Genomic DNA, 19,661 nt, shown 5'->3' with positions numbered 1-19,661 from the left:
TTGGATTTGCGGTGAATGGTAAACCTGTGGGAGCGAGCCTGCTCGCGAAGGGGCCCGCCCAGACACCCTCAACTTTTATGGATGAGCTTGCTCCTGGCCCCAGCCATCCCTTGAGCATCCAGCTCCACCCAGAACTGCGGCTTGCCGGCAATCAGCGCCGCCACCGGCAACCCATCGCGATACACCAGTCGATTACTCGCCAGCGCTGGCACTTTCGCCCCCGGCAGCAAGGTCCCGGCGAGATTCAGCGGATCCACCCCGCACACCGCGATCAGGCTGCCATCGCTGGGACGGCGCCGCGTTTCGCGCAGCAGGGGAATGGCTTCGGGCAAGGCAAATTGCTCGCCGGCCAGCCCGCTGACAAACCGCCCGCCGCGAATCTCGCCGCGTGCCTCCAGGCGATGGAAGGTGCGCAGCAACTCGCGCCAGCTCGGCAGCCAATCGGCCTCGCGCTCCAGCAGACGCCAGAACACCACCCCGTAACGGCGCAGCAGGGTCATGGCGATGTGTTCCAAGGTCTCGGGCGCAGTCGGCGCTGGCCGCTTACCCGGTTGCGCAGCAGGCGAACTGCGGCGCAACAAGGCCCAGCGCCCGGCGTCGTCCATGCCGCCGACAAATGCTCCACGTCCGCGCCGGCTGCTGCGGGCCTGGCGTTTGCTGGCGGGAGTGATCAAGGCTCGCAGCCCGGCGAAGCTGTCGGCGTTCACCAGCCCGGCGCCCACCAGTTCCTGCAAGGCGCTTTCCAGTTCGCTGCGCAGCAGGTGCGCCTCGTGCAGCAACTCATCGAAAAACAATGCGCCGTGCTCGCTGAGGGCCTGGTGGACTTTTTGCGTCCTCGGCGACAGCTCGTCGAGCGGCGTCTGCTCGGCCAGGCTGCTCCAGAGCCCGACCTGGCGGCGCGGCAGCAAGACGATCGGCGTGCTGCGCAAGGCGCTGGCGGACAGCTTCTGGCGGGCGCTCAGGCGCGTCCAGACAAACTTGCCGCTGCGACACAGTTCGTCGAGCCAGCTCGCTGAATAATCCTTGATCCGCGCCGGCAGCAGGTCGCTGTCCCAGGCCGAGGCGGCCGCCGGATAACCTTCGAACTGGCTGACGATCGACGGCAGCACGGCGCTGCCCCGGCCTTGGGTGGATGGCGACAGGTGCTGCCAGTCGAAGAGAAATCGCATGAAATCCTGCAGCGTCACCGGCTCGATTTCCCGGCGCAGGCGCTTGACGGTGTAGCGGTGGATCCGTGCCAGCAGGTGCCGCTCGCACCATTCTTCCTGCCCGGTGCCCGGCGTGAACCGACCGCGCAGCACATACCCTTGTTGCTCCAGTTGGGCCAGGGCCTGGGTCGCTTGCGCGGGTGACAACCCCAGCGGATAGGCGATCGCCGTCAGCGGCTGCGGGCCGAAGGCGCTGAGTCGCGCCCGCAGGACCTCGACCACGGCGTCGTCGCTGTCCCACCGCTCATCAAACCCCGGCAGTGGCGTCAGCGGCGGCTGCCATCGGGCCTGTGGATAAATTGCTTGCAGGCACGTCAGCCGTTCCAGCGGCACCCACAAACCACGCTCCTCGCTGATCCGCACATGGCTGGCGCGACCGCGCTCGGCCAGGGTCCGCAAGCCCTCCAGCCACGACGGCTCGGCGTCGGCTTCGCTGTCGGCGATGCACGCCAGGCTCATCAGCGCTTCATGGATTTCATCGATATTGCTCGGCGTCGGCCAGGCCTCTTCCCGCACCGCCTGAATAGCATCGGCGTCCAGCGCGCCGAGGTCATCGGTGGATTGCGGATCGCTCCAGCGGCGATTGATAACCGCTTGGGTGCGGCGTTCTTCCAGGGGCGCGTCGTCGAGAAAGGTATAGGGCCGGGCACTGAGAATTTCCGCCGCCAGGGGCGAGGGCGCCGGCAGGTCGCGGCTGACCAGGCGGATCTCGCCCGCTTCCATGCGTCGCAACAGGGCCAGCCAGCCTTCGCTGTCCATGGCTTCGTGCAGGCAATCGTCGAGAGTCTGTTCCACCAGCGGGTGGTCGGGAATCTCTCGCTCGCCGGCCAGATTTTCAAGGCACGCGATCTGATCGGGAAAAACGCTGGCGATCAGGTCTTCGCTCTTCATGCGCTGGATCTGCGGCGCGACCTTGCGCCCACCGGCGTAACGCGGCAACGCCAGGGCCACGCCGGCGTTCCAGCGCCAGCGCACCCCGAACAACGGCGCATCCAGCACCGCCTGGATCAGGATCTGTTCGGCGCTGTGGCTGTTGAGGTAACGCCAGACCTCGTCCAGCTCGAAGCTGTGGCTGGTGGATAACGAGAGCACGATGGCGTCTTCGCTGGCGGCGGCCTGCAATTCGAAATTGAACGTGCGGCAAAAACGCTTGCGCAGGGCCAGGCCCCAGGCACGGTTGATGCGGCTGCCGAACGGCGTGTGGATGATCAGTTGCGTACCGCCGGATTCGTCGAAAAAGCGCTCCATCAGCAGCGTGTCCTGGGACGGCAGGGCGCCGAAGGCCAGGCGCGCCGGGGCGAGGTAATCGAGCAGTTGCTCGGCGCTGGCGAGGTTCAGTTGCAGGGTCCCGGTCAGCCAGTCGAGGGCCGGTTGCAGATTGCCCGGTGTGGCGCCGAGCAATTCATCCAGGCGGGCTTGCAGGCGGGCCACGGCCTCGGACAACTCGGCGCTGCGCCCCGGGGCTTCGCCGAGCCAGAACGGGATGGTCGGCGGTTGGCCCTGGGCGTCCTCGACCCGCACGCGGCCACTTTCGACGCGGATGATCCGGTACGAGGTATTGCCCAACTGGAACACGTCGCCGGCAATGCTCTCGACCGCGAAGTCTTCGTTGACGCTGCCGATGTTCAGGCCCTGGGGTTCGAGCAGCACGCTGTAGTCGGCGTTGTCCGGAATCGTGCCGCCGCTGGTCACGGCGGTGAGCTTGCTGCCTCGGCGCCCGCGCAAGGTCCGACTGACCGCGTCGCGATGCAGGTACGCGCTGCGCACACCCTGGCGGCCATTGACGCCCTCGGCGAGCATCTGCAACAGCGCCTGGTAATGGCCTTCGTCGAGTTCGGCGTAGGGCGAGGCACGGCGGAACATCTCCAGCAATGCCTGTTCGTGCCATTCCTGGCAACTGACCTCGGCGACGATCTGCTGCGCCAGTACATCCAGCGGCGCCTCGGGGATGTGCAGGATGTCCAGCTCGCCACGGCGCACGCAGTCGAGCAGGGCGACGCACTCGATCAGGTCATCGCGAGTGGTGGCAAACAGACGCCCCTTTGGCGTGCCGCCGACCTGGTGGCCGGAGCGTCCGACCCTTTGCAGGAACGCCGAGATCGAACGGGGCGAGGCGATCTGGCAGACCAGGTCGACATCGCCGATATCGATGCCCAGCTCCAGGGACGCAGTGGCGATCAATACCTGCAGTTCGCCGCGCTTGAGGCGTTGTTCGGCGTCGAGGCGAAACTCCTTGGCCAGGCTGCCGTGATGGGCCGCCACCGCCTCCTTGCCCAGGCGCTCGCTCAAATGCCGGCTCAGGCGCTCGGCCAGGCGCCGGGTATTGACGAACACCAGGGTGGTCCGATGTTGCCGGGCCAGTTCGGCGAGCCGGTTGTAGACCAATTCCCAGACATCGTTGGCCATCACCGCCGAAAGCGGCACGGGCGGCACTTCGATGTCCAGGTCCCGTGGGCGGGCGTGGCCGATGTCGACGATTTCACAGGTGCGTCCCTGGCCGACGAGAAAGCGCGACACCGCTTCGATGGGTTTTTGCGTGGCGGACAGTCCGATGCGCACCAGCGGTTCGGCGCATAGCGCTTGCAGTCGCTCCAGGCTCAAGGCCAGGTGGCTGCCGCGTTTGCTCGCGGCGATGGCGTGGATTTCATCAATGATCACCGTGCGCGTGCTGGCGAGCATCTGCCGGCCGGAATCGGAACCGAGCAGCACGTAGAGCGATTCGGGCGTGGTCACCAGGATGTGCGGCGCGGTCTTGCGCATCGCCGTGCGATCTTTTTGCGGTGTGTCGCCGGTGCGCACCGCCGTGGTGATGGGCAACGGCGGCAAGCCCATTCGTTGCAACTGCTCGGTGATGCCGGCCAGGGGATTTTGCAGATTGATGCGGATATCGTTGCTCAACGCCTTGAGCGGCGAGACGTAAACCACCAGGGTCTGGTCCGGCAGACCGCCTTGCTCCAGGCCACGATGCACCAGGTCATCGAGCACCGCGAGAAACGCCGTCAGGGTCTTGCCCGAGCCGGTGGGCGCCGCGACCAGCACCGAACGCCGTTGGCTGATCAACGGCCACGCCCGGGCCTGTGCGGCGGTGACCGCCGGGAATGTCTGGCTGAACCAGGCGCGAACGGCGGGGTGAAAGCCTGCCATGGCGTGGTCGGCTGGAAGGGGCAGATTCATGAGGGGCAGTTTAGGCGGGTGGGGTGGGGGCGGTGCAAGTACCGTCCGGGATCTCTATTGCCTGCCAGGGCCCCTTCGCGAGCAGGCTCGCTCCCACAAGGATTGCATGCGCACTTGAGATCCCCTGTGGGAGCGAGCCTGCTCGCGAAGGGGTCCTTGAAGTCCACCAGACCCACGATCTGCACATTACGGATGACGGTTGCGCACTAAACCCGCAAAATGCAACGATTCCGACCACGCCCACGGGCGTTGTCGACCAAAATTCTTGTGCCAACAGACTGGGCCTGCTGACTTTATGCGAATGCGCCTTATGTTACTGGGCGGCGGAAATGCCCTTGGGCAGGCGCTGATTCGCCTCGGTGCAGAAGAAGACATCGGTTTTCTTGCCCCCCGCCCACCCGAAGATGGCTGGGATGCCGCGAGCCTGACGCAGTTGCTCGACGACACCCGGCCGGACGCCTTGATCAACCTGGCGTACTACTTCGACTGGTTCCAGGCCGAGACCGTCAGCGAGCAGCGCCTGGCGAGCCAGGAGCGGGCGGTCGAGCGCCTGGCCGAACTGTGCCAGCATCACAACATCGTCCTGGTGCAACCATCGAGTTACCGTGTATTCGACGGCTCGCGCGCCACCGCCTACAGCGAAAAAGACGAGCCGGTGCCCCTGGGCTTGCGTGGCCAGGCACTGTGGCGCATCGAGCAAAGCGTGCGCGCCACCTGTCCGCAGCATGTGCTGCTGCGTTTTGGCTGGCTGCTGGACGACAGCGCCGATGGCATCCTCGGACGGTTCCTGGCCCGGGCCGAGCAGCCCGAAGAGCTGCTGCTGGCCGACGACCGCCGGGGTAATCCGACGCCGGTTGACGATGCGGCGCGGGTGATCATTTCGGTGCTCAAGCAACTCGATTGCGCGGCGCCGCTGTGGGGCACGTACCATTACGCCGGACACGAGGCGACGACGCCGCTGGCGCTGGGCCAGGCAATTCTTACCGAAGCCCGCGCCCTGCACCCGCTGGCCATCGAGTCGCCCACGCCGCAAGCCCATGCCGCGCGGCCGGACGCCGCCGAAGAGCCGCAGCACGCGGTGCTGGCCTGCAAGAAAATTCTGCACACTTTCGGGATCAAGCCACGCGCCTGGCGCGCCGCACTCCCGGGCTTACTGGATAGGTTTTATCGCCATGGCTAAAGGCCCTGTTTTAATCACCGGCGGCGCCGGTTTCATCGGTTCGCACTTGACCGACGCGTTGCTCGCCAACGGCCATTCGGTGCGCATTCTCGATGACTTGTCCACCGGCAAGCGCAGCAACCTGCCGCTGGACAACCCGGCAGTCGAACTGATCGAAGGCGACGTCGCCGATGCGGCGCTGGTCGCCCGGGCCATGGCCGGGTGCAGCGCGGTGGCGCACCTGGCGGCGGTGGCCTCGGTGCAAGCCTCGGTGGACGACCCGGTACGTACCCACCAGAGCAATTTCATCGGCACCCTGAATGTCTGCGAGGCCATGCGCCAGGCGGGCGTGAAACGGGTGCTGTTCGCTTCCAGCGCCGCGGTCTATGGCAACAATGGCGAAGGCCAGTCCATCGACGAAGACACCTCCAAGGCTCCGCTTACGCCCTACGCTTCGGACAAGCTGGCGAGCGAGTTCTACCTCGACTTCTACCGGCGCCAGCACGATCTCGAGCCGGTGGTGTTCCGCTTCTTCAACATCTACGGTCCACGCCAGGATCCGTCCTCGCCGTACTCGGGGGTCATCAGCATTTTCAGCGAGCGGGCCCAGAAAGGCTTGCCGATCAGCGTGTTCGGCGACGGCGAGCAGACCCGGGATTTCGTCTACGTGGAAGACCTGGTACAGGTGCTGGTGCAGGCCATCGAGAAACCTGAAGTGCAAGCGGGCGCGGTGAATGTCGGCTGGAACCAGGCCACCACGCTCAAGCAGATGCTCCAGGCCTTGGCCGACGTGGTCGGGGATTTGCCCGCGATCAGCTACGGCCCGGCGCGCTCCGGCGACATTCGCCATTCGCGGGCTGATAACCAGCGGTTGCTGGAGCGTTTCGACTTGCCGGTGCAAACGCCGATGAGCGTGGGCCTGGCGCGGCTGCTCGGGCGCTGAGTTTCACCAGCCAAAAAACTGTGGGAGCGAGCTTGCTCGCGATAGCGGTGGGTCAGTCAACATTATTGCCGACTGATCCACCGTCATCGCGAGCAAGCTCGCTCCCACAGGGGCTTTCGTTCCTTCAGGTTCGGCTCAGAACTTGTAACCCAACCCCACCATGTAGACGAATGGATCCACGTCCACGTCAACCTTGGCCCGCGTTCCGCCGGCCACCGCGTTGTTGTCGACATAGGCGGTGGTGTCGATGTCGATGTAGCGGACCTGGCCGTTGATCATGATGTTGTCCGTCAGCATGTAGTCGGCGCCGACTTGCCACGCCATGCCCCAGCTGTTGCTCGCCCGGAAGTTGCTGAAACCGTTGGCGCTGGCGTCGCTGCCGACGTGTTCGTCATAGATCCAGGTGTAGTTGATGCCGGCGCCGACGTAAGGCTGGAAGGCCGACTTGGCGTCGAGCGGGTAGTAGACCAGGCTCAGGGTCGGCGGCAAGTGCTTGAGTGTGCCGAGCTTGCCATTGGCGGCGCCCAGGGCGGTGCCTTTGATTTTCACGTCGTGCTCGAATGGCGAGGCCGCCAGCAGCTCGATCCCCCAATTGTCGGTGAGCATGTAGGCGAAGTTCAGGCCCAACTGAGTGTCGCTGCTCATGGTCGCCTTGCCGCCCAGGTCGGCACCGGCCAGCGGGCCACGGTCGACCTTGACGCTGGAACTGTCGGCATCCGGATTGACGGTGATGGCGCCGGCGCGAACGATGATATCGCCGGCGGTATGGGCCTGGGCGAGTGGTGCCGCGAGCGCGAGGGCGACGAGGGAAGCGCTGAGCAGAGACTTTTGCATGGGGGCTCCGGAGAACATTCAAAAAGGATGTCCCATGTTACGAAGCCGTCTGGAGCGGTCTTTTGACTCAGCTCAATGAAAGTGTGATGAGTGGGTCTTGAGGCTTCGCGAGCAGGCTCGCTCCCACAGTGGATCGGCTGTGAACACAAATCTTGTGTCCGACGCAGAACCCTGTGGGAGCGAGCCTGCTCGCGAATGCTATTTCACTGGCAACCATCGGCTACCAGACTCACTCCGGCAGCTCATACACATAAATCTTCTGCGCCTCCATCTGATACCCGGCATCGGCCAGTTCACTGGTGGATGGCTTGACCTGCATCGGCCCTTCCACCCAGTACGGTTGATAAAGCTCGTCGAGCTTGACCCCGACTTCGCTTTTCACGTGCACGATCTGGTTCGACGGCGGAGGCGGCACGTGGATGCAGGCGCCGAAATACGGCACCAGCAGGAAGTCCGTCGTGCGGCCTTCCTCGCTGACTTCCAGCGGCACGATATAACCCGGCAAGCGAATCTGCTGGCCGTCCAGGGCCTTGACCACCGGGGCGTTGGGCATGTCCTGCCGGGCCGCCGGCGCGGACTCGGCGGCCAGGGCGTCGCTCATTTTCGACAGGTCATGCAGGGGCGTCATGTTCGGCACTTCCGGCGGCGCGTCCGGCGGGATCATTTCCGACCAGGCCAGGTCTCTCGGCTCGGCCGCCCACAATGGCAGGCTGACCAGCATCAACAGCGCAAGCAGGGCGCGGGGCATTTTCAACGTCCTCATAAACGGATCGACAGGCCATCGGCCAGCGACTGGCGATAGGCGCGCCAGGCCGGCACGCTGCCCATCAGCAGGGCGGCGACCAGAATGCCAGCCAGCAGCGTCCATTCATACTCGCTCGGCCAGCCCAGGGGCAGATACAGGCCGTAGGCCGACTGCACGTAACCCTGGGCGACGGCGATGCCGATGTACAGCAAGGCCAGCCCGGCGGTGACTCCGGCCAAGGCCAGCGCAAAGGCTTCGAGCACCAGCAGCGTTGCGATGTGCCACGGCCGCGCGCCCACCGAGCGCAGGATTGCCATTTCCCGGCGGCGCTCGTTGAGGCTGGTGAGGATTGCCGTGAGCATGCCGATCAAGCCGGTCAGCACCACGAACAGTGAAATCACGAACAAGGCTTTTTCCGCCGTGCCCATCAGGCTCCACAACTCTTGCAGCGCCACACCGGGCAGGATCGCCAGCAGCGGCTCGCCACGGAATTCGTTGATTTCCCGTTGCAGCGCAAACGTGGAAATCTTGCTGTTGAGGCCAAGCATGAACGCGGTAATGGCCTTGGGCGTAAGGTCCATGTTGCGGGCCTGGTCGGCGCTGATACGGCCGTTGCCCTGGGCCGGTACGCCATTTTTCCAGTCGACATGGATCGCCTCCATGCCGCCGAGGCTAATGTGCAGCGTACGGTCCACCGGCGTGCCGGTGCGCTTGAGAATCCCGACCACGGTGAATGGTTTGTCATCATGCTTGACCAGGCTGATGGCCGCCACGCCGTGGGCCAACACCAGCTTTTCGCCGAGTTTGTAATGCAGCGCCTCGGCCACTTCCGCGCCGAGCACCACTTCGAACGGATCGCTGGCGAATGCCCGGCCGTCCGCCAGTTCCAGATGTTGCCGGCGACCGTACTGGTAATGCTCGAAGTAGGCCTCGGTGGTGCCCATCACTCGATAACCGCGATGGGAATCGCCAAGGGACATGGGGATCGCCCATTTCACTTTCGGGTTGTTGGCGAACTGCTCGAAGCTGTCCCAGCGAATGTTATTGGTGGCGTTGCCGATGCGAAACACCGAGTACAACAGCAGGTTCACCGAACCGGAGCGAGCGCCGACAATCAGGTCGGTGCCGCTGATGGTGCTGGCGAAACTGGCCCGCGCCTCGGTACGCACGCGCTCCACGGCCAGCAGCAGGCAGACGGAGAGGGCAATGGCAAAAGCGGTGAGGATCGCCGTGAAGCGGCGGTTCGCCAGGCTGGCCATGGCTAGACGGAACAAATACATCTCAGACCTCGGGTGGCGTGGCGGCGCGATTGAGATCGGCCAGCGAGAGGTGGCGATCGAACAGCGGCGCCAGGCTCTGGTCGTGGCTGACAAACAGCAGGCTCGAACCGGCTTCGCGGCATTCGGCGAAAAGCAGCCGCAGGAAGTTTTCCCGGGCGTCGTAATCCAGCGCCGAGGTCGGCTCGTCGGCAATCACCAGTTCCGGTTGGCCGATCAGCGCGCGGGCGGCGGCGACCCGTTGTTGCTGGCCGATGGACAATGAGTCGGCGCGGCGATCCAGCAGGCTCGAATCGCTCAGCCCGAGGTGAGCCAGCAGCGTGGCGGCGGCTTGATCGACGCTGCCATGGCGTTGCTTCGCCCGTTGCGCGCGTAATATCGAGAAATGGCAGGGCAGCTCGACGTTTTCGCGCACCGAGAGAAATGGCAGCAGGTTGAACTGCTGGAAAATGTAGCCGGTATGGTCCACGCGAAAGCGGTCGCGGCGGCCGGCGCCCAGTTCGCTGAGCTCCTGGCCGAGCAGGCGGATGCTGCCGCGATCGGGTGTCTGCACACCGCCCAGCAGCCCCAGCAACGTGGTCTTGCCGCTGCCGCTGGGGCCCTTGAGAAACAGGGTTTCACCGGCCTCCAGGCGAAACGCCGGGATATCCAGCAAGAGCGGATGCCCGGGCCAGCTGAAGCCCAGGTCGGACAGTTCGATGAGTGCTTGGGTCATGTTGCCGATTTTTCAGGTTAACGGAATTCCTGTGGGAGCGAGCCTGCTCGCGAATGCGGTGAGTCAGCCAACATCGTCGTTGAATGTACTGGCGCATTCGCGAGCAGGCTCGCTCCCACATTGGGATTTTGCAGTGGATCAGAATTTCAGTGCCGGCGCCTTTGCCGTCACTTCAACACCTTGCTGACCGCTCGGGCTGATCAGTTGTACCTGAATTTTCTGGGTGGCCGGGAAGGTTTTGAACAGGGTCGCCAGGTCCAGGTTCTTCAAGGTGCCCGGAACCGCGCAGGTGAACTGGTAGTGGGCATGGATCTCGCTGTGCTCGTCGTGATGCTCGTCGCCGTCTTCATCGTGGTCTTCATGGTCCGGCTCATCGCCGAAAAGCGGGCTCTCCAGCTCCTGCTGGGCCACGGTGCATTTGGCCGCAGCCGGCAGGTTGAACAGCGTCAAGGGTTTTTCCAGCTGCGCCCGCACGGCGGCGACCTTGGCCTTGTCGGCATCGCTGGTGGCGGCGTGTTCGAAGCCGACCAGGTTCATCGCCGGGCTCTCCAGCTCCAGTTCCAGGGTCTGGCCGTCCAGCGCGGCGTTCAGCCGAGCGACGCCGTGTTCATGGGCGCCGAGGCTACCGTGCTCATGGTCGTGATCATGCTCGACGGCCGCGTGAGCGACAGCCAACGGCAGCAGGGCGAACGGCAAAGCGAGAAGCAGACGACGCATGACGAGTCTCCGAAAAGGTTATGTAATCTTATAACGAAAGTGCGCAGAGTTTGACCGTCTGCTTGGCGTCGCGCAAGGCCCATGGGAGCATGCGTAGATGAAATCTTCAGGAGCACGGTGATGTTGCGGATACGCGGAACCGTCGGCGAGTGGCCGGTGGACTTGACGATCGAGATGGATGAAGGCGACTGGGCGCAGCTCGGCGCGCAGTTGCAGGTGGCCAAGTCCGAGGTTGCGACGACACCGCCGGCCAGGCCGGCGAGTCAGGACGATGCCCAATGGCAGATCGCCAAGGAATTGCTGCGCAAGGCCGGGCAATTGACCGGCCCGGACTTGCTGGAGCAGTTGGAAGGCCTGACCGGCAGCGCTTCGTCCGGCAAGCGGCTGTTGGTGCGTCTGCGCCACAGCGCCGAGGTCAAGGTCCTGAGCGGCGGGGATACGCCGCTCTACAGCTGGGTCGGTCAGTAAAGCGCGGCGAACAGCTTGCGGCGATAGGTCGTCACCAGCGGGTGATCATTGCCCAGCAGCTCGAACACTTGGAGCAAGGTCTTGTGTGGCAGGCCTTCGCTGTAGCTGCGATTGCGGATGAACAGCTTGAGCAGCGCATCGAGGGCGGGTTCGTACTGCTGGCGCGCCAGTTGCTGGATCGCCAGTTGATACACCGCTTCATCATCTTGTGGGTCTTTCGCCAGGCGCGCCTTCAGGTCGGCGGCGTCCGGCAGGTCCTTGGCCAGGCCGAGGAACTGGATCTGCGCCTTGGCACCGGCCAGGGCGGCCTTGTGTTCGTCACTTTTCACGGCATCCAGAACTGTCTGCGCTTCGTCCAGCTCGCCGCGCTCGGTCAGGCAGCGGGCATAGAGGATCAGCGCCTTGGCGTTGCTGTTGTCTTCCACCAGCAGTGCCTTGAGCAGGGCTTCGGCGTCGGCGAAACGACCGTCGTCGAACAGCGCCTGGGCTTGTTCCAGCGGATCGGCGGCGGCTGGCGGCGGCATCTGCACATGGGGTTCGAGCATCGCCCGCACCGCCGATTCCGGCTGGGCACCGGCAAAGCCGTCGACCGGCTGGCCGTCCTTGAACAGCACAACGGTGGGCAGGCTGCGAATGCCGAAGCGGGCGACGATGTCCTGCTCGATGTCGCAGTTGACCTTGGCCAGCAGCAGTTCACCCTGGTAGCTCTCGGCGATGCCTTGCAGCATCGGCATCAGCGCCTTGCACGGCGCACACCACTCGGCCCAGAAATCCACCAGCACCGGTTTGTGGAAGGAGTTGGCGATTACCGACTGGTCGAAATCGGCAGTGGTGGCGTCGAAGATGTAGGGCGTGTCCTGGGTCATGGGAAGTCTCGTAGAACGCTTGAATGGGGCAACTATACGGCTTGGTGGGGGATGGCTGAAAGCCGGGACTTGCGGTGCCTGATGCACTGCTTTCGCGAGCAGGCTCGCTCCCACAGTGTTTTGTGGTGCCGGCAACTTCTGTTAACTGAACAAAATCCCTTGTGGGAGCGAGCCTGCTCGCGAAGCTTTCAGTCGCGCCGCGCGTGGTACAGGCTCACATGCCGAAACTCCTCCGGCTCGGCCAGGTCCGGCAAGGTCATGGCCTCGAACATCTCAATACGGCGATACAGCGGATGCTGGAAATCGCGCACCCGGGAGTCCGCCACCAGCGCCTCGCGGCCACGGCTGAGGAACTGGTCGAGCAACGGCAGGTTGGCCCGGTCATAAAGCACATCGGCGACCAGGATCAGGTCGAAGCGATCGGCTTCGGCGAAAAAGTCCGCTGAATAATTCAGTTCTACGCCGTTAAGCGCGGCGTTGGCCCTTGACGCGGCAAGCGCCAACGGATCCAGGTCGCAGGCCACCACTTCGCGCGCCCCGGCCTTGATCGCCGCGATACCCGCCACGCCGGAGCCGGCGCCGAAATCCAGTACCCGCTTGCCCTCGACCCACTGCGGGTGTTCGGCCAGGTAGCGGGCCAGCGCCAGGCCGCTGGCCCAGCAGAAACTCCAGTAAGGCGGTTCGTGGAGGATGCGGCGGGTTTCCTCCGGGCTGAAGGCGCGGTCCATGTTCTCGCCGTCGATCAGCCACAACGCCAGGTCGGTGCCGGGTAGCGCACAGGACACCAGGCGCGCATCGCCCAGCAGCTCGACCAAGGCACCTTGCAGGTGCTGCGGTGCCTTCATGGAGCTTTGACGAATTGCAGGACGCCCAGCGCCTGGGTGGTCGGTTGCGTGATGCGTTGTTCCGGCAGATGCAGGATCAGTTGGCCGGACTGGCTGGCGCGGCCGCGCAACTCGACACGGGCGCCGACCGGGAACGCTTCCGGATTGAAGCGCAGGCGAAAGGGCAGCGCCTGGTTGGTGCCGATCAGACTGGAGCTGGCGAGCAGTTGTTGCGGGCGGTCCTTGTCATCGATCACCAGTAGCGCCAGTTCGACTTCGGCGCCGGCCGGTACGCCTTGCAGGGTGCCGCTCAATTCGCGCTGATGGGCCGGCAGCGGGCCAAGCTCGGTGGCCTGCCGGGCCTTTTCCTGGGCCTGTTTCGGCGCTGGGGCCGGGGCGGGGGCAGCGGGCTTGGGGGCGTCGCTGCTGCACGCCATCAGCAGGCTGAAGAGACTGAGCAAAACGAGCGATCGTAGCGGCATGGGTGGCTCCAGCAAGGTGAATTCCGTGGGTCTTACAATAAGCCCGTCTGTATACCGTAAACCCTATGGCTTGTCTTGCCAGTGGGATGCGCTACCATGGCCCTCCCTTTTTTTGTTGCCTGCCACCATGCACTGTCCCTTCTGCGGTGCCAACGACACCAAAGTCATCGACTCGCGACTGGTCGCCGAGGGCGAACAGGTCCGCCGCCGCCGCGAATGCCTGGCCTGCGGCGAGCGTTTCACGACGTTCGAGACCGCTGAACTGGTGTTGCCGCGCCTGATCAAGACCGACGGCAGCCGCCAGCCGTTCGATGAAGAAAAACTGCGCGCCGGCATGCAGCGCGCCCTGGAAAAACGCCCGGTGAGCGTCGAGCGCCTGGAAGCGGCGCTGGTGCACATCAAGCACAAGCTGCGCGCCACCGGCGAGCGTGAGGTCAAGTCCCTCGTCGTCGGCGAGTTGGTCATGGCCGAACTGCAAAAGCTCGATGAGGTGGCCTATATCCGCTTCGCCTCGGTGTACCGGCGTTTCCAGGACCTCAACGAGTTCCGCGAGGAAATCGACCGCCTGGCCCGCGAACCGGTGAAAGAATGACCGGCGCGGCGCAGCAGGCCGTCCTCGACGCCCACTACATGGCCCGTGCCCTGGAACTGGCGCGGCGCGGTCACTACAGCACCCACCCCAACCCCCGGGTCGGTTGCGTGATCGTGCGGGACGGGCTGGTGGTCGGCGAAGGCTGGCACATCCGTGCGGGCGAACCCCATGCCGAAGTCCATGCCCTGCGCGCCGCCGCTGACAAAGCCCGGGGCGCGACGGCCTACGTGACGCTCGAACCTTGCAGCCACCATGGGCGCACGCCGCCCTGCGCCGATGCGCTGGTCAATGCCGGCGTGGCGCGGGTGGTCGCGGCAATGCAAGACCCCAATCCGGAAGTCGCCGGGCGCGGCCTGCAACGTCTCGCCCAGGCCGGCATCGCCACACAAAGCGGCGTGCTCGAAGGCGAAGCGCGCAAGCTCAACGAAGGTTTTCTCAAGCGCATGGAGCACGGCCTGCCGTTCGTGCGGGTCAAGCTTGCCATGAGCCTGGATGGCCGCACCGCCATGGAAAGCGGCGAGAGCCAATGGATCACCGGCCCGGCCGCTCGCTCAGCGGTGCAACGCCTGCGCGCCCAGGCCAGCGTGGTGCTGACCGGCGCCGATACGGTGCTGGCGGACAACGCCCGGCTGACCGTGCGTGCCGATGAGCTTGGGCTGGACGCCGAGCAGACCGCGTTGGCCATGAGCCGTCCGGCGCTGCGGGTGCTGGTGGACGGTCGTCTGCGGGTGCCGCTGGATGCGCCATTCTTCAGAGCCGGCCCGGCGCTTGTCGCTACCTGCATGGCGGTTGAGGAACAGTACGCCAACGGCCCGGAATGCATGATCGTCGCCGGGGAAGATGGCCAGGTCGATCTGCATCGCCTGCTGCTGGAGCTGGCGGCCCGTGGCGTCAATGAAGTGCTGGTGGAAGCCGGCCCGCGGCTGGCGGGTGCTTTCGCCCGGCAGGGGTTGGTCGATGAATTCCAGATTTTCATCGCCGGCAAGTTCCTCGGATCCACGGCGCGGCCATTGCTCGATTGGCCGCTGGCGCAGATGAAAGACGCGCCGCAGCTTCAAATCACCGACATTCGCGCCGTGGGCGATGACTGGCGAGTCATCGCCGTCCCCGCTCCGCAGGCCAGCGTATAATTCCCGGCTTTCGCGCAAGCGACGGTCCGTTCTCGAGGAGGACTCCATGTTTACCGGCATCATCGAATCCATCGGCAGCATCCGTGCACTCACCCCAAAAGGCGGCGATGTGCGGGTCCACGTCGAAACCGGCAAGCTCGACCTGAGCGACGTCAAGCTGGGCGACAGCATCGCCGTGAACGGCGTCTGCCTGACCGCCGTGGAACTGCCGGGCAATGGTTTCCTGGCGGACGTCAGCCGGGAAACCCTCGACTGCACCGCGATGAACGACCTCAAGAGCGGTAGCCCGGTCAACCTGGAAAAAGCCCTGACCCCGACTACCCGCCTGGGCGGGCACCTGGTCAGCGGTCATGTCGATGGCGTCGGTGAAGTGGTGTCGCGTACCGATAACGCCCGGGCCGTGGAGTTTCGTATCCGCGCTCCGAAAGAACTCGCCAAGTACATCGCCCACAAGGGCTCGATCACGGTCGACGGCACCAGCCTGACCGTCAACGCGGTGGATGGTGCCGAATTCCTGCTGACGATCATCCCGCACACGCTGAGCGAAACCATCATGGCCTCGTACCGGCCTGGTCGCCGGGTCAACCTTGAGGTCGACCTGCTGGCCCGTTACCTGGAGCGCCTGCTGCTGGGCGACAAGGCTGCCGAACCTGCGGCCGGTAACATCACTGAAAGCTTTCTGGCCGCCAACGGCTACCTCAAATCCTGACCCAAGGGGGTGCCGCGTGGCGCTCAATAGCATCGAAGAACTGGTTGAAGACATCCGCCAAGGCAAGATGGTCATCCTCATGGATGACGAAGACCGCGAGAACGAAGGCGACCTGATCATGGCCGCCGAATGCTGCAAGGCCGAACACATCAACTTCATGGCCAAGCACGCCCGTGGCCTGATCTGCATGCCGATGACCCGCGAGCGCTGCGAGCTGCTGAAGCTGCCGTTGATGGCGCCACGCAACGGTTCCGGGTTCGGCACCAAGTTCACTGTCTCTATCGAGGCTGCCGAGGGCGTGACCACCGGTATCTCCGCCGCGGACCGGGCGCGTACCGTGCAGGCCGCTGCGGCCGCCGACGCCAGGGCCGAAGACATCGTCAGCCCTGGTCACATCTTCCCGCTGATGGCCCAGGCCGGCGGCACCCTGGCCCGCGCCGGCCACACCGAAGCGGCGTGCGACCTTGCGCGTATGGCCGGTTTCGAGCCCGCCGGCGTCATCTGCGAAGTGATGAACGACGATGGCACCATGTCCCGTCGCGCCGAGCTTGAGGCTTTCGCTGCCGAGCACGACATCAAGATTGGCACCATTGCCGATCTGATCCACTACCGGATGATCCACGAGCGTACCGTTCAGCGGATTGCCGAGCAGCCGCTGGACAGCGAACTGGGCCAGTTCAACCTCGTGACCTACCGCGATTCGGTGGAAGGCGACGTGCACATGGCGCTGACCCTGGGGACCGTGTGCGCCGAAGAACCGACTCTGGTTCGCGTGCACAACATGGACCCACTGCGTGACCTGCTGATGGTCAAGCAGCCGGGCCGCTGGAGCCTGCGCGCGGCCATGGCCGCGGTGGCCGAGGCCGGCAGCGGCGTGGTGCTGTTGCTCGGGCACCCGCTCGATGGCGACGTGCTGCTGGCGCACATTCGCGAAACCACCGAACATCAACCGGTGAAAAAACCGACCACCTACAGCATCGTCGGTGCCGGTTCGCAGATCCTGCGCGACCTGGGCGTACGCAAAATGCGCCTGATGAGCGCACCGATGAAATTTAATGCGATATCCGGTTTCGATCTGGAAGTTGTAGAATACGTGCCCTCCGAATAATGGCCTGCGGATTCCGGCATTATTGTTCACTTAAGGCTTGTTAGATTCATCTGTGGCGAGGGAGCTTGCTCCCGCTTGGCTGCGTAGCGGCCCTATTATGGGCGCTGCGCAGCCAAGCGGGAGCAAGCTCCCTCGCCACAGAAGACGTGCAAGTGAACGAGATGACGGATCCACGGCGCTGTATTCGAGACTAATATCACTGAGGAGTACGTATAGAACGTGCTCCGGCTCTTTAAGAGAACTGACGAATGACCCTGAAGACCATCGAAGGTACCTTCATCGCCCCCAAGGGCCGCTACGCGCTGGTAGTCGGCCGTTTCAACAGCTTTGTGGTTGAGAGCCTGGTCGACGGTGCGGTCGATGCCCTGGTTCGCCATGGCGTGAGCGAAGGCGACATCACCATTATCCGTGCCCCTGGCGCCTTCGAAATTCCGCTGGTAGCGCAGAAAGTCGCTCAAAAGGGCGAATTTGCGGCGATCATCGCCCTCGGCGCGGTCATTCGTGGCGGTACTCCACACTTCGAATACGTGGCTGGCGAATGCACCAAGGGCCTGGCCCAGGTGTCCATGGAATTCGGCGTACCGGTTGCCTTCGGCGTGCTGACCGTTGATTCCATCGAACAAGCCATCGAACGTTCCGGCACCAAGGCCGGTAACAAAGGTGCCGAAGCTGCCCTGTCCGCCCTGGAAATGGTCAGCCTGCTGGCGCAGTTGGAGGCCAAGTGATTAGCGACGAAAGCGATCGTTTCAATCCGCGCGAGCCGAAACCGGCCGACGCCGGCAAGCCTTCGAAGAGCGTCAAGCGCCGCGAAGCCCGTCAGCTCGCGACCCAGGCCCTGTACCAATGGCACATGGCCAAGCAGTCGCTGAACGAGATCGAAGCGCAGTTTCGCGTCGATAACGATTTCAGCGATGTCGATGGCGCGTACTTCCGCGAGATCCTGCACGGCGTCCCGGCCCACAAGACCGAAATCGATACGGCCCTGGCTCCTTGCCTGGACCTGACGATCGATGAACTGGACCCGGTTGAGCTGGCCGTGTTGCGCCTGTCCACCTGGGAACTGATGCAGCGCGTCGACGTACCTTACCGCGTGGTGATCAACGAAGGGATCGAGCTGGCGAAAGTCTTCGGTTCCACCGATGGCCACAAGTTCGTCAACGGCGTACTCGACAAGCTCGCCCCGCGTCTGCGTGAAGCCGAAGTGAAGGCGTTCAAGCGCTGATTGGCGCTTGTAGCGGCTATGGGCGAATTTGAGCTGATCCGTCACTACTTTGCCGCCGCTGCCTGTGCGCAGGGCGGCGAGGGCGTTGCGCTCGGAATCGGCGACGATTGCGCCCTGCTGGCCGTTCCTCCCGGGGAACAGCTCGCGGTATCCACCGACACGCTCGTGGCCGGTGTGCATTTTCCAGACCCTTGCGACCCGTTCCTGCTCGGCCAGCGCTCGCTGGCCGTGGCGGTCAGCGACCTGGCCGCCATGGGCGCCAGTCCTCTCGCTTTTACCCTTGCCCTGACCTTGCCGACGGTGGCCGCCGATTGGCTGCAGGCGTATGCCCGTGGCTTGAACCGGATGGCCCAGGCCTGTGGTGTAGCACTGGTGGGGGGCGATACCACCCGCGGGCCGTTGAGCCTGACCATGACCGTGTTCGGCTGCGTGCCGTCCGGCCAAGCGCTGACCCGCAGCGGCGCGCAACCCGGCGATCTGCTTTGCGTCGGCGGTGACCTGGGCAACGCCGCTGGCGCGTTGCCGCTGGTTCTCGACGAGCGCAGCGCTGAGCCTGCTATCGCCGAGCCGCTGCTGGCGCATTACTGGTCGCCACAACCGCAGATCGGCCTTGGCCTGGCGCTACGGGGCAAGGCCAGCGCGGCAATGGACATTTCCGATGGGTTGTTGGCGGACTGCGGGCATATCGCGCTGGCATCCGGTGTGGCGTTACGGGTTGAACGGGACCGGTTGCCGTTGTCCAACGCTCTGTTGGCGTTTGGTCTCAAGCAGGCACAACACGCCGCCCTGAGTGGCGGCGACGACTATGTGTTGCTGTTCACCCTGCCGCCGGTCCGATTGTCGGCACTTCTCGCCGAAGGCTGGCCGATTCATGTGGTCGGCAGTGTCACGGCGGGGCAGGGCGTCATGCTGGTCGACAGTCTTGGACAGGACATCACCCCGCCAATCCGGGGCTATCAACATTTTCGGGAGACACCGTGACAGATCATCCCAACCAGGTTCCGGCAGAATTCGTTCCGCCCTCGGTCTGGCGCAATCCCTGGCATTTCATGGCGTTTGGCTTCGGTTCGGGCACGTTGCCCAAAGCGCCAGGCACATGGGGCTCGCTGGTTGCGCTACCCTTCATACCGTTGTGGCAGATGTTGCCGGATTGGGGCTACTGGCTGATGCTCGGCATCACCATGCTGTTCGGCTTCTGGCTGTGCGGCAAAGTGGCGGATGATTTGCGGGTGCACGACCATGAGGGCATCGTCTGGGACGAGATGGTCGGCATGTGGATTACCCTGTGGCTGGTACCGGAAGGCTGGTATTGGTTGTTGACGGGTTTCCTGGTGTTCCGCTTCTTCGATATCCTCAAGCCGTGGCCGATCCGCTGGATCGATCGGCATGTACACGGCGGGGTAGGCATCATGCTCGACGACGTATTGGCCGGCGTGTTCGCCTGGCTGGCAATGCAAGGGCTGGTGTGGTGTTTTACCTGAGGGAACC

The 19,661-nt window shown here is 64.4% G+C and carries 20 protein-coding genes; 11 read left to right on the top strand and 9 right to left on the bottom strand.

Going from position 1 to position 19,661, the window contains the following annotated elements:
* Nucleotides 1-68: 68 nt before the first annotated feature.
* Complete coding sequence (locus J3P97_RS24240) at nucleotides 69-4,382, bottom strand: DEAD/DEAH box helicase (protein ID WP_434672926.1); 4,314 nt, start codon at nucleotides 4,380-4,382, stop codon at nucleotides 69-71.
* A gap of 295 nt (nucleotides 4,383-4,677) precedes the next feature.
* Here J3P97_RS24240 and J3P97_RS24235 point away from each other — a divergent pair, with 295 nt between their 5' ends.
* Nucleotides 4,678-5,562, top strand: coding sequence for a sugar nucleotide-binding protein (locus J3P97_RS24235; protein ID WP_434571510.1), 885 nt, complete (start codon nucleotides 4,678-4,680; stop codon nucleotides 5,560-5,562).
* A complete protein-coding gene (locus tag J3P97_RS24230; protein ID WP_434672925.1) occupies nucleotides 5,555-6,484 on the top strand; it encodes an NAD-dependent epimerase/dehydratase family protein in 930 nt (309 codons plus the stop codon). The genes J3P97_RS24235 and J3P97_RS24230 overlap by 8 nt, the downstream gene beginning before the upstream one ends.
* A gap of 135 nt (nucleotides 6,485-6,619) precedes the next feature.
* On the opposite strand, the gene J3P97_RS24225 is transcribed toward J3P97_RS24230, so the two are convergent.
* From J3P97_RS24225 to J3P97_RS24205, 5 genes are all read right to left on the bottom strand, one after another.
* Nucleotides 6,620-7,318, bottom strand: coding sequence for an OmpW/AlkL family protein (locus J3P97_RS24225; protein ID WP_434571514.1), 699 nt, complete (start codon nucleotides 7,316-7,318; stop codon nucleotides 6,620-6,622).
* A gap of 229 nt (nucleotides 7,319-7,547) precedes the next feature.
* Nucleotides 7,548-8,066, bottom strand: a complete 519-nt coding sequence (locus tag J3P97_RS24220) for a DUF3299 domain-containing protein (protein ID WP_434571515.1) — start codon at nucleotides 8,064-8,066, stop codon at nucleotides 7,548-7,550.
* Between the two features lie 11 nt (nucleotides 8,067-8,077).
* The gene (locus tag J3P97_RS24215; RefSeq protein WP_434672924.1) at nucleotides 8,078-9,343 is read right to left on the bottom strand and encodes an ABC transporter permease; all 1,266 of its coding nucleotides are present in this window, start codon (nucleotides 9,341-9,343) and stop codon (nucleotides 8,078-8,080) included.
* Nucleotide 9,344: 1 nt separating this feature from the next.
* Nucleotides 9,345-10,055: an ABC transporter ATP-binding protein gene (locus J3P97_RS24210; protein WP_434672923.1), complete on the bottom strand. Its 711-nt coding sequence runs from the start codon at nucleotides 10,053-10,055 to the stop codon at nucleotides 9,345-9,347.
* Nucleotides 10,056-10,193: 138 nt separating this feature from the next.
* On the bottom strand, nucleotides 10,194-10,772 hold the full coding sequence (locus J3P97_RS24205; RefSeq protein WP_434672922.1) for a DUF2796 domain-containing protein: 579 nt from the start codon (nucleotides 10,770-10,772) through the stop codon (nucleotides 10,194-10,196).
* Between the two features lie 120 nt (nucleotides 10,773-10,892).
* Here J3P97_RS24205 and J3P97_RS24200 point away from each other — a divergent pair, with 120 nt between their 5' ends.
* A complete protein-coding gene (locus J3P97_RS24200; RefSeq protein WP_434571522.1) occupies nucleotides 10,893-11,240 on the top strand; it encodes a hypothetical protein in 348 nt (115 codons plus the stop codon).
* On the opposite strand, the gene trxA is transcribed toward J3P97_RS24200, so the two are convergent.
* The 3 genes from trxA to J3P97_RS24185 form a co-directional block, all read right to left on the bottom strand.
* The gene (gene trxA / locus J3P97_RS24195; protein ID WP_434601972.1) at nucleotides 11,234-12,106 is read right to left on the bottom strand and encodes a thioredoxin; all 873 of its coding nucleotides are present in this window, start codon (nucleotides 12,104-12,106) and stop codon (nucleotides 11,234-11,236) included. The genes J3P97_RS24200 and trxA overlap by 7 nt on opposite strands.
* A 188-nt stretch (nucleotides 12,107-12,294) precedes the next feature.
* A complete protein-coding gene (locus tag J3P97_RS24190) occupies nucleotides 12,295-12,951 on the bottom strand; it encodes a class I SAM-dependent methyltransferase (protein WP_434672921.1) in 657 nt (218 codons plus the stop codon).
* Nucleotides 12,948-13,412, bottom strand: a complete 465-nt coding sequence (locus J3P97_RS24185; RefSeq protein WP_305498477.1) for a YbaY family lipoprotein — start codon at nucleotides 13,410-13,412, stop codon at nucleotides 12,948-12,950. Before J3P97_RS24185 ends, J3P97_RS24190 begins: the two co-directional genes overlap by 4 nt.
* A gap of 127 nt (nucleotides 13,413-13,539) precedes the next feature.
* Between J3P97_RS24185 and nrdR the strand changes: the two genes are divergently transcribed.
* The 8 genes from nrdR to J3P97_RS24145 all read left to right on the top strand — a co-directional run bounded on the left by nrdR (nucleotide 13,540) and on the right by J3P97_RS24145 (nucleotide 19,654).
* The gene (gene nrdR, locus J3P97_RS24180; RefSeq protein ID WP_013694316.1) at nucleotides 13,540-14,004 is read left to right on the top strand and encodes a transcriptional regulator NrdR; all 465 of its coding nucleotides are present in this window, start codon (nucleotides 13,540-13,542) and stop codon (nucleotides 14,002-14,004) included.
* Nucleotides 14,001-15,134, top strand: coding sequence for a bifunctional diaminohydroxyphosphoribosylaminopyrimidine deaminase/5-amino-6-(5-phosphoribosylamino)uracil reductase RibD (gene ribD, locus J3P97_RS24175; RefSeq protein WP_434601969.1), 1,134 nt, complete (start codon nucleotides 14,001-14,003; stop codon nucleotides 15,132-15,134). The genes nrdR and ribD overlap by 4 nt, the downstream gene beginning before the upstream one ends.
* Before the next feature lie 46 nt (nucleotides 15,135-15,180).
* On the top strand, nucleotides 15,181-15,843 hold the full coding sequence (locus J3P97_RS24170; RefSeq protein WP_092204487.1) for a riboflavin synthase: 663 nt from the start codon (nucleotides 15,181-15,183) through the stop codon (nucleotides 15,841-15,843).
* A gap of 16 nt (nucleotides 15,844-15,859) precedes the next feature.
* Nucleotides 15,860-16,951, top strand: a complete 1,092-nt coding sequence (ribBA, locus tag J3P97_RS24165) for a bifunctional 3,4-dihydroxy-2-butanone-4-phosphate synthase/GTP cyclohydrolase II (protein ID WP_305498480.1) — start codon at nucleotides 15,860-15,862, stop codon at nucleotides 16,949-16,951.
* 248 nt (nucleotides 16,952-17,199) lie between these two features.
* Nucleotides 17,200-17,676: a 6,7-dimethyl-8-ribityllumazine synthase gene (gene ribH, locus J3P97_RS24160; RefSeq protein WP_039594266.1), complete on the top strand. Its 477-nt coding sequence runs from the start codon at nucleotides 17,200-17,202 to the stop codon at nucleotides 17,674-17,676.
* Complete coding sequence (gene nusB / locus J3P97_RS24155) at nucleotides 17,673-18,173, top strand: transcription antitermination factor NusB (protein ID WP_305498485.1); 501 nt, start codon at nucleotides 17,673-17,675, stop codon at nucleotides 18,171-18,173. Before ribH ends, nusB begins: the two co-directional genes overlap by 4 nt.
* Before the next feature lie 18 nt (nucleotides 18,174-18,191).
* The gene (thiL, locus tag J3P97_RS24150; protein WP_434672920.1) at nucleotides 18,192-19,154 is read left to right on the top strand and encodes a thiamine-phosphate kinase; all 963 of its coding nucleotides are present in this window, start codon (nucleotides 18,192-18,194) and stop codon (nucleotides 19,152-19,154) included.
* Nucleotides 19,151-19,654 carry a phosphatidylglycerophosphatase A family protein gene (locus J3P97_RS24145; RefSeq protein ID WP_030140455.1) on the top strand — a complete coding sequence of 168 codons (504 nt, stop codon included), beginning with the start codon at nucleotides 19,151-19,153 and terminating at the stop codon, nucleotides 19,652-19,654. Before thiL ends, J3P97_RS24145 begins: the two co-directional genes overlap by 4 nt.
* The last annotated feature ends 7 nt before the right edge of the window (nucleotides 19,655-19,661 follow it).

Origin of the sequence: Pseudomonas sp. R1-15 (genome assembly GCF_051132085.1) — a bacterium.
GTDB lineage: Bacteria > Pseudomonadota > Gammaproteobacteria > Pseudomonadales > Pseudomonadaceae > Aquipseudomonas.
The sequence above is the reverse complement of the archived record's forward strand: the minus strand, read 5'-3'. Positions and strand labels throughout refer to the sequence as shown.

Excerpts from the sequence above, each read along its gene's own strand:
- J3P97_RS24240 (WP_434672926.1), bottom strand. The coding sequence starts at position 4,382 with ATGAATCTGCCCCTTCCAGCCGACCACGCCATGGCAGGCTTTCACCCC.
- J3P97_RS24235 (WP_434571510.1), top strand. The coding sequence starts at position 4,678 with ATGCGAATGCGCCTTATGTTACTGGGCGGCGGAAATGCCCTTGGGCAG.
- J3P97_RS24230 (WP_434672925.1), top strand. The coding sequence starts at position 5,555 with ATGGCTAAAGGCCCTGTTTTAATCACCGGCGGCGCCGGTTTCATCGGT.
- J3P97_RS24225 (WP_434571514.1), bottom strand. The coding sequence starts at position 7,318 with ATGCAAAAGTCTCTGCTCAGCGCTTCCCTCGTCGCCCTCGCGCTCGCG.
- J3P97_RS24220 (WP_434571515.1), bottom strand. The coding sequence starts at position 8,066 with ATGCCCCGCGCCCTGCTTGCGCTGTTGATGCTGGTCAGCCTGCCATTG.
- J3P97_RS24215 (WP_434672924.1), bottom strand. The coding sequence starts at position 9,343 with ATGTATTTGTTCCGTCTAGCCATGGCCAGCCTGGCGAACCGCCGCTTC.
- J3P97_RS24210 (WP_434672923.1), bottom strand. The coding sequence starts at position 10,055 with ATGACCCAAGCACTCATCGAACTGTCCGACCTGGGCTTCAGCTGGCCC.
- J3P97_RS24205 (WP_434672922.1), bottom strand. The coding sequence starts at position 10,772 with ATGCGTCGTCTGCTTCTCGCTTTGCCGTTCGCCCTGCTGCCGTTGGCT.
- J3P97_RS24200 (WP_434571522.1), top strand. The coding sequence starts at position 10,893 with ATGTTGCGGATACGCGGAACCGTCGGCGAGTGGCCGGTGGACTTGACG.
- trxA (WP_434601972.1), bottom strand. The coding sequence starts at position 12,106 with ATGACCCAGGACACGCCCTACATCTTCGACGCCACCACTGCCGATTTC.
- J3P97_RS24190 (WP_434672921.1), bottom strand. The coding sequence starts at position 12,951 with ATGAAGGCACCGCAGCACCTGCAAGGTGCCTTGGTCGAGCTGCTGGGC.
- J3P97_RS24185 (WP_305498477.1), bottom strand. The coding sequence starts at position 13,412 with ATGCCGCTACGATCGCTCGTTTTGCTCAGTCTCTTCAGCCTGCTGATG.
- nrdR (WP_013694316.1), top strand. The coding sequence starts at position 13,540 with ATGCACTGTCCCTTCTGCGGTGCCAACGACACCAAAGTCATCGACTCG.
- ribD (WP_434601969.1), top strand. The coding sequence starts at position 14,001 with ATGACCGGCGCGGCGCAGCAGGCCGTCCTCGACGCCCACTACATGGCC.
- J3P97_RS24170 (WP_092204487.1), top strand. The coding sequence starts at position 15,181 with ATGTTTACCGGCATCATCGAATCCATCGGCAGCATCCGTGCACTCACC.
- ribH (WP_039594266.1), top strand. The coding sequence starts at position 17,200 with ATGACCCTGAAGACCATCGAAGGTACCTTCATCGCCCCCAAGGGCCGC.
- thiL (WP_434672920.1), top strand. The coding sequence starts at position 18,192 with ATGGGCGAATTTGAGCTGATCCGTCACTACTTTGCCGCCGCTGCCTGT.